Source organism: Parashewanella curva (genome assembly GCF_003675895.1).
Taxonomy (GTDB): Bacteria; Pseudomonadota; Gammaproteobacteria; order Enterobacterales; family Shewanellaceae; genus Parashewanella; species Parashewanella curva.
Window position 1 is genome coordinate 23,798 of the sequence record NZ_ML014800.1, and the last position, 7,639, is coordinate 31,436.

The following is a 7,639-nucleotide window of genomic DNA, read 5'->3' on the forward strand; positions in this document are numbered from 1 at the left end:
AATTGCTTTGGTTGTTTCGTTTTATTCCCTATAATGGCTGACATTTCATAGTATTCATCATAGAAACTATTCGTTTTTAAAAGGATAAAAATTCAATGCGCAGTCATTATTGTGGAGACGTGAATAAAGCTCACGTTGGGGAAGAAGTAACCTTAGTTGGTTGGGTTAACCGTAGTCGCGATCTTGGTGGCGTTGTGTTTTTAGACTTGCGTGACCGTGAAGGTTTAATCCAAGTAGTTTACGACCCTGATTTGCCTGAAGTATTTGAGGTTGCTAGTTCACTTCGTGCAGAGTTCTGTGTTCAAGTTAAAGGTCTAGTTCGTGCACGCCCTGATAGCCAAATCAACAGCGACATGAAAACCGGTGAAATTGAGGTTCTAGGTAAAGAGCTTACCATCATCAACCGTGCCGCTCCATTGCCTTTAAGCATGGATAATCATCAGAATAACAGTGAAGAAGCACGTTTAAAATATCGTTACTTAGACCTACGTCGTCCAGAAATGACGGATCGTTTGATCTTCCGTTCTAAAGTAACCAGTGCAGTGCGTCGTTTTCTAGATGACAATGGTTTCTTAGACATTGAAACGCCAATTTTGACCAAAGCGACACCGGAAGGTGCTCGTGACTATTTAGTGCCTAGCCGCACTTACAAAGGTCAATTCTTTGCCTTACCTCAGTCACCACAAATCTTTAAGCAATTATTGATGATGTCTGGTTTCGACCGTTATTATCAAATCGTAAAATGTTTCCGTGATGAAGATTTACGTGCTGATCGTCAGCCTGAATTTACTCAAATCGATATCGAAACTTCATTTATGACGTCTGAGCAAGTAATGCAGAAGACGGAAGAAATGGTTCGTAAGCTTTTCAACGATCTATTAAACGTAGATTTGGGTGAATTCCCACGTATGAGCTATGACGAAGCGATGACTCGTTACGGTTCAGATAAGCCTGATTTACGAAACCCTCTTGAACTTGTTGATGTTGCAGATATCGTTAAAGATGTTGAGTTTGCAGTATTTAAAGGCCCAGCAAATGATGAAGAAGGGCGTGTAACGGCGCTTCGCATTCCTCAAGGAGCTAAGCTTTCTCGTAAGAACATCGATGAATACACCAAGTACGTTGGCATTTACGGTGCGAAAGGTCTAGCTTGGATGAAGATCAACGATCTTGATGCAGGCATGGAAGGCATTCAATCTCCAGTATTGAAGTTCCTCAACGAAGATATTGTTAAGCAAATTATTGGCCGTACCCAAGCGGGTACTGGTGACATCATTTTATTTGGTGCTGACAAAGCTAACGTTGTGGCAGAATCAATGGGCGCACTTCGTTTGAAAGCGGGTGAAGATTTTGATTTATTAGAAGGCGAGTGGCGTCCGCTATGGGTTGTTGACTTTCCAATGTTTGAGAAGCACAACGGTAGCCTACACGCTGTTCACCACCCATTTACTGCTCCTCGTGGTATCACTCCTGAACAATTAGAAGCTGACCCAGCTAACCAAGTATCAGATGCCTACGATATGGTATTGAACGGTTGTGAACTAGGCGGTGGTTCAGTGCGTATCCATGATGCTAAGATGCAAGCGGCAGTATTCCGTATCCTTGGTATCTCTGATGAAGAAGCTGAAGAGAAGTTTGGATTCTTACTTGAAGCACTACGCTATGGTACTCCACCACATGCTGGTCTAGCGTTTGGTTTAGATCGCATCATTATGTTGATGACAGGTGCACAATCAATTCGTGATGTTATGGCATTCCCTAAGACGACGACAGCGGCATGCCCATTAACTAATGCACCAGGTTTTGCGAACCCTGAGCAGTTAAAAGAACTTGGTGTAGCGGTGGTTGCTAAAGAAGAAACCACTGAAGAAGCTTAACCATCAAGTAGGTTAATAAATTTCAATTACCGAGGCTTTATGCCTCGGTAATTATTTAAAGACAGAATGTTTGAATTTGTTGAAACATATTTTTACTAATACCTTTCAAATTAATTAACTCTGCAAATTCGTACATTTTGTTGTCACACATAAAATTAAGGAGACAACATGGCTGGACACAGTAAATGGGCCAATATCAGACACAGAAAAGCGGCCCAAGATGCCAAACGTGGGAAAATCTTTACTAAGCTTATTCGTGAGCTTACTGTAGCGGCCCGTGAAGGTGGTTCGGATGCTGACTCGAATCCACGTTTACGTTCCGCAATGGATAAAGCGCTTGGTGCGAACATGACGCGTGACACCATGGAGCGTGCCATTAAGCGTGGAGCGGGGGAATTAGAAGGTCAGCAACTTGAAGTGATCATTTACGAAGGTTATGGTCCGGGCGGTACTGCGGTAATGGTTGAAACCATGACGGATAATCGAAACCGTACTGTGACTGGTGTGCGTCATGCCTTCAACAAATCAGGTGGTAACTTAGGTACTGACGGCTCAGTTTCGTACTTGTTTACTAAACAGGGCATTATGTCATTTACTTCAGAAGTAGATGAAGATGCGTTGATGGAAGCGGCTTTAGAAGCTGGCGCTGATGATGTTGTAACTCATGAAGATGGTTCAATTGATGTGATCACTGAACCTTCTGAGTTTTATCGTATTGTTGAAGAAGTAAAAGCTGCGGGCTTTGAACCTGATCACGATGAAGTCGCATTAACGGCTTCAACAAAGTCAGAATTAGATGCAGATACAGCAGCGAAGTTTATGCGTTTGATTGATATGCTTGAAGAGCACGATGATGTGCAAGAAGTGTATCACAATGCTGAAATCTCAGATGAGATAATGGAACAGCTACATTAAGAATACGTAGCTATACTTATGAGGTGTTGCTAAGGAGCAATAGCTTGAACGCCAACAGAAGCGCACATCCGTGTGCTCACGACCGTGACATCCTGTCACGGACGGTTGTCTTATCAATCTATTACTCCAACCAGAATTAACTCAATACTTGAGAAGTAACTTCTCAATTTGCAATGTGATTTCATCACTGTTGGAAAGTGAAAATAAGGCGGGATATGCCAATTATATTAGGAGTCGATCCCGGCTCCCGAATTACTGGATATGGTGTAATTCAAATCCAAGGTCGACAGCATCAATATATTGCCAGCGGCTGTATTCGTACCAGTGGCGATGATCTATCTATGAGACTCAAGCAACTCTTTGATGGTTTGCAAGAAATCATTCGTCAATACAAACCTGATGAGTTCGCCATTGAGCGCGTATTTATGGCAAAAAATGCTGACTCTGCGCTGAAGCTAGGTCAAGCCAGAGGTGCTGCGATAGTGGCTGCCACAGCAGCGGACTTATCCGTGGCTGAATACTCGGCGACTCAGATAAAAAGCGCTGTTGTAGGAACAGGCCGAGCTAAAAAAGAGCAAGTTCAGCATATGGTTCAACATTTATTACAACTGCCCGCTGCACCGCAAGCCGATGCCGCAGATGCACTTGGCGTAGCTTTATGTCATTATCATACAATGCAAAGTTTGGTCGCTATGGCTGGTCAAGCAAAATCAAGAACATACGGAAGATATAAATGATAGGTAGAATTGCCGGAGTATTAATCGAAAAACAAGCACCAGAAATTTTAATCGATGTACAAGGTGTAGGTTACGAGCTTCAAGTACCATTAACTTGTTTTTATGAATTACCAGAGCTGGAACAAGCTGTCAGTTTATACACTCACTTTGTTGTTCGTGAAGATGCACAACTACTTTATGGTTTCACTACCAAGCAAGAACGTGCTTTATTCCGCTTACTGATTAAAACCAATGGTGTTGGGCCCAAGCTAGCGTTAACCATTCTATCTGGTATGTCTGCTGCTGAATTTGTCGCTTGTGTTGAACGTGATGATATTGCGACTTTAGTTAAACTTCCGGGCGTGGGTAAGAAAACGGCGGAACGCTTATTAGTAGAAATGAGAGATAAGCTTAAGAGCCTGATGGAAGCTTCTGCTGGTGGCGAGCGTGAGTTTGTTCTGAAATCTGATTACACGCCTAAACCAGAAGAGAATGATGCTGAAAAAGATGCGATAGCCGCATTAGTTGCTTTAGGTTACAAACCTACTCAAGCAAGTAAAGCAGTTTCTACAGTGTTCCAAGAAGGCTTGGATTCAGAATCACTCATTAAAGCTGCATTGAAGTCGATGCTTTAATCTTGATTTAGGAAAAACAAAATGATTGAAGCAGATCGACTGATAGAACCAAAGGGAAGCCCGCAAGAAGAAGCTATTGATCGTGCTATGCGTCCAAAGCTACTTGACGAATATACTGGTCAAAAAGAAAGCTGTGAGCAACTCAAAGTATTTATCGAAGCTGCAAAAGGGCGCAATGAACCTTTAGACCATATGCTAATTTATGGCCCTCCGGGTTTAGGTAAAACCACATTAGCCATGATTGTGGCCAATGAGATGGATGTAAATATTAAAACCACATCTGGACCAGTATTAGAGAAAGCAGGGGACTTAGCAGCATTACTTACCAACCTTGAAGAAGGTGATGTGCTATTCATCGATGAAATTCATCGTTTGAGCCCCGTAATTGAAGAGATTCTTTATCCAGCGATGGAAGATTATCAACTTGATATTATGATTGGTGAAGGACCTGCGGCACGCTCAATCAAGTTGGATTTACCGCCTTTTACACTGATTGGTGCAACCACCAGAGCAGGGGCATTGACTTCACCACTCCGTGCACGTTTCGGAATCCCTCTTCGGTTAGAATTTTATAACAATCAAGACTTAGCAAAAATTGTTGCCCGATCAGCAAAAGTGATGGAGCTAGGTATTGATGATGCAGGTTCATTAGAAATAGCTCGTCGCTCTCGTGGTACACCTAGAATCGCCAACCGCTTATTACGTCGCGTGCGAGATTATGCTGAGGTCAAGCATGATGGCTCAGTGTCCCAAGATATCGCAGGGCAAGCACTAGATTTATTAGATGTTGACAGTGAAGGCTTTGATTATATGGATAGAAAGCTTCTATTTGCAATCATTGATAAATTCGCTGGTGGTCCAGTTGGGTTGGATAATTTAGCCGCTGCAATTGGTGAAGAGCGTGAGACTATTGAGGATGTGCTAGAGCCGTTTTTAATTCAGCAAGGGTTTATTCAGAGAACTCCTAGAGGCCGTATTGCTTCTCCAAGGGCTTACCATCATTTTAATATGGATTTACCTGAGAGTTAAATTTTATAGTATTCTGGAAGTATAACATTGGCTGTCTGTTGATTTGGTCGTTGCTATGAACATATAAACCACCAATAGACAGCGTTAAACAAACCTTATAAGCTGCTGAAACTGTCCTATTCAAGTCAGAAATTATAAAGCCAAAATCGTGACATATTCTCAATAAGAGATCCCCTTGTGGACATGAAAAAAAGACCTGCATCTTTTGCTCTACAGGTAAATTAATCGGTAATTTTTCAAGCCAAACAGCTAGGGCCTGTTGATCTTTCAGGCTTAAATTATGTGCTATTTGAGCATTTTTCTGGTCAAGGCGTGAGCAGTGAAGCTTAGCCATCTAAGTAAGCTGGTCACAACACAGAACAGGAAGTGCTCAAAAGCATCGAAGACAGCGTAAATTGGTCACTTCTGCTTTGTTATCGTTTGTTTATGTAGCAACGAAGTAACGACAGTTTTGTATGTCGGTAATAACTACACAGCACAAACTCCGCCTTGCATAAGATAACCAATTTATCGCTGCAAAAATAAGCACGAAAGATCAACAGGCCCTAACATATCGTCATTAAAGCCACTTGTTGTTATTGTTTTGGTACATCTGAATTTAAATCATGTTCTTCCCCTTTGCTAGCCGCTTTTGCATAGGCAAATCGAAATAGGTCAGTGATTGAATAAAGAAGTTGCTCTGGAGATGTTGCGCTGGCCTGAATTCTATTTATCGTCCATTTATCTTTACCAAACAGCGCAACTACACATCTTGTGTTTGGCATTGAATTGGGTCCCGACATGCATATTCTCTAATATGAAGAGTAACTGACCATGTAGAAACTTATTCCAGTTCCATCGTCATCATCGTCAATATATTTTACTTCTGAGGATAACCTATCTTTATCATTAACTCATGTTACGCACCAGCCTCAGATTAGTGCATAATCTGAGGCATGAACGAAGCATTAGTAGAACTGTATAGCGATTACCTACTTTCTAGCTTTGGACAAGCAACAGCCACAGGGATGTCAGAAATGCTGGATGGTGCTTACAGTCATGATCAGGTAACAAGACTCCTCTCCACGAATGACTTTACCAGTAAGACATTGTGGGGAATGGTGAAATCTACAGTTAGACAAATTGAGTCAGAAGATGCGGTATTGATTTTCGATGACACAATTGAAGAAAAACCTTATACAGATGAAGATGCCTTAGTTACTTGGCATTATGAGCACACAAAAGGGCGAACAGTTAAAGGCATAAACTTACTTAACTGCCTTTATCACACGCAAGGCGTATCTATTCCTGTTTCTTACAAGCTTATTGAAAAACCGATTCAATATTGTGATTTTAAAACAAAGAAACTACTTAGAGCTTCTGAAACAACGAAAAATGAAGATTTTAGAGAAATTTTACATGTGCATATTCCCGCCTAACGTGATCAAGAATTCCTGCCCATCGTGATCACTATTTCTTGCCTAACTGTGATCAAGTATTCTTGTTTTGTCGTGAACGATTTTTAGCCACTTCAGGAATTACCTTTATCACACGCAAGGCGTATCTATTCCTGTTTCTTACAAGCTTATTGAAAAACCGATTCAATATTGTGATTTTAAAACAAAGAAACTACTTAGAGCTTCTGAAACAACGAAAAATGAAGATTTTAGAGAAATTTTACATGTGCATATTCCCGCCTAACGTGATCAAGAATTCCTGCCCATCGTGATCACTATTTCTTGCCTAACTGTGATCAAGTATTCTTGTTTTGTCGTGAACGATTTTTAGCCACTTCAGGAATTACCGATCACGATGCAAGAATCGGTGATCACGACTCACAAGAATAACTTCAGAGCACTGTTTTTTAACTACTACCATTTTCTATTTAAACCAAATGGATGATGGTAATGGCAACGAAGAGATTAACAGTGCGAAATATACGAGAAATTCTACGTCTTGGCCTTGGAGCTAAATTAACGTTACGCCAAATACACAGCAGCACAAAATCCAGCGTGGGTGCAGTACAGAAGGTTCTTGCCAAGGCAAAAGCAATACAACTGAGATGGCCTTTACCAGCAGAACTCGATGACTCTGCACTGGAAAAGCTTTTTTATCCAAAGAACGAATCACCTCAAAATATTAAGTGCCCATCAACTAATTGGGCTGAAATCCATTTAGAGCTAAAGAAAAAAGGGATCACTAAACAGCTGTTATGGGAAGAGCATGTACAGCAGAATCAAGATTGCTACTACAGCTACTCTCGATTTTGTCATCACTACTCCGTTTGGAAGAAAAAACAGCAGCGTTCAATGAGGCAAGTTCACAAGGCTGGAGAAAAGCTGTTTGTTGACTACGCAGGACAAACCATACCTATCGTTTGCGCTTCAACGGGGGAAGTGAGAACAGCTCAAATCTTTGTTGCTGTACTGGGTGCGTCCAACTACACCTATGTTGAAGCAACGCATACTCAGTCACTTCCAGACTGGTT

Annotated in this window: 7 protein-coding genes and 3 pseudogenes; 8 read left to right on the forward strand and 2 right to left on the reverse strand. The window is 41.5% G+C overall.

Annotated features, from left to right (window positions below; genetic code table 11):
• Positions 1 to 95: 95 nt before the first annotated feature.
• The 5 genes from aspS (at position 96) to ruvB (ending at position 5,172) form a co-directional block, all read left to right on the forward strand.
• Complete coding sequence (aspS, locus tag D5018_RS14950) at positions 96 to 1,877, forward strand: aspartate--tRNA ligase (RefSeq protein ID WP_121839802.1); 1,782 nt, start codon at positions 96 to 98, stop codon at positions 1,875 to 1,877.
• A 168-nt stretch (positions 1,878 to 2,045) separates the two neighbouring features.
• Entirely contained in the window at positions 2,046 to 2,792 is a 747-nt protein-coding gene (locus D5018_RS14955) for a YebC/PmpR family DNA-binding transcriptional regulator (RefSeq protein ID WP_121839803.1), read from the forward strand.
• 215 nt (positions 2,793 to 3,007) lie between these two features.
• Entirely contained in the window at positions 3,008 to 3,529 is a 522-nt protein-coding gene (gene ruvC, locus D5018_RS14960) for a crossover junction endodeoxyribonuclease RuvC (RefSeq protein WP_121839804.1), read from the forward strand.
• Entirely contained in the window at positions 3,526 to 4,143 is a 618-nt protein-coding gene (gene ruvA / locus D5018_RS14965; RefSeq protein WP_121839805.1) for a Holliday junction branch migration protein RuvA, read from the forward strand. The genes ruvC and ruvA overlap by 4 nt, the downstream gene beginning before the upstream one ends.
• Before the next feature lie 21 nt (positions 4,144 to 4,164).
• Positions 4,165 to 5,172 carry a Holliday junction branch migration DNA helicase RuvB gene (gene ruvB, locus D5018_RS14970; RefSeq protein ID WP_121839806.1) on the forward strand — a complete coding sequence of 336 codons (1,008 nt, stop codon included), beginning with the start codon at positions 4,165 to 4,167 and terminating at the stop codon, positions 5,170 to 5,172.
• On the opposite strand, the gene D5018_RS14975 is transcribed toward ruvB, so the two are convergent.
• Together D5018_RS14975 and D5018_RS14980 are read right to left on the reverse strand one after the other, a co-directional pair.
• The gene (locus D5018_RS14975) at positions 5,147 to 5,506 is read right to left on the reverse strand and encodes a hypothetical protein (RefSeq protein WP_121839807.1); all 360 of its coding nucleotides are present in this window, start codon (positions 5,504 to 5,506) and stop codon (positions 5,147 to 5,149) included. The two genes, ruvB and D5018_RS14975, sit on opposite strands and share 26 nt — an antisense overlap.
• A gap of 241 nt (positions 5,507 to 5,747) precedes the next feature.
• Positions 5,748 to 5,936: a hypothetical protein gene (locus D5018_RS14980; RefSeq protein ID WP_133309308.1), complete on the reverse strand. Its 189-nt coding sequence runs from the start codon at positions 5,934 to 5,936 to the stop codon at positions 5,748 to 5,750.
• 171 nt (positions 5,937 to 6,107) lie between these two features.
• On the opposite strand from D5018_RS14980, the pseudogene D5018_RS14985 reads away from it, so the two are divergent.
• The 3 pseudogenes from D5018_RS14985 to D5018_RS14990 form a co-directional block, all read left to right on the forward strand.
• Positions 6,108 to 6,575: pseudogene (locus tag D5018_RS14985) on the forward strand (transposase); the annotation flags it as partial.
• A gap of 112 nt (positions 6,576 to 6,687) precedes the next feature.
• Positions 6,688 to 6,837 (forward strand): annotated as a pseudogene (locus tag D5018_RS22475) (IS701 family transposase); the annotation flags it as partial.
• Positions 6,838 to 7,058: 221 nt separating this feature from the next.
• A pseudogene (locus D5018_RS14990) lies at positions 7,059 to 7,639 on the forward strand (IS21 family transposase); the annotation flags it as partial.

Coding starts and splice junctions, on each gene's coding strand:
- aspS (WP_121839802.1), top strand. CDS start 96: ATGCGCAGTCATTATTGTGGAGACGTGAATAAAGCTCACGTTGGGGAA.
- D5018_RS14955 (WP_121839803.1), top strand. CDS start 2,046: ATGGCTGGACACAGTAAATGGGCCAATATCAGACACAGAAAAGCGGCC.
- ruvC (WP_121839804.1), top strand. CDS start 3,008: ATGCCAATTATATTAGGAGTCGATCCCGGCTCCCGAATTACTGGATAT.
- ruvA (WP_121839805.1), top strand. CDS start 3,526: ATGATAGGTAGAATTGCCGGAGTATTAATCGAAAAACAAGCACCAGAA.
- ruvB (WP_121839806.1), top strand. CDS start 4,165: ATGATTGAAGCAGATCGACTGATAGAACCAAAGGGAAGCCCGCAAGAA.
- D5018_RS14975 (WP_121839807.1), bottom strand. CDS start 5,506: ATGGCTAAGCTTCACTGCTCACGCCTTGACCAGAAAAATGCTCAAATA.
- D5018_RS14980 (WP_133309308.1), bottom strand. CDS start 5,936: ATGCCAAACACAAGATGTGTAGTTGCGCTGTTTGGTAAAGATAAATGG.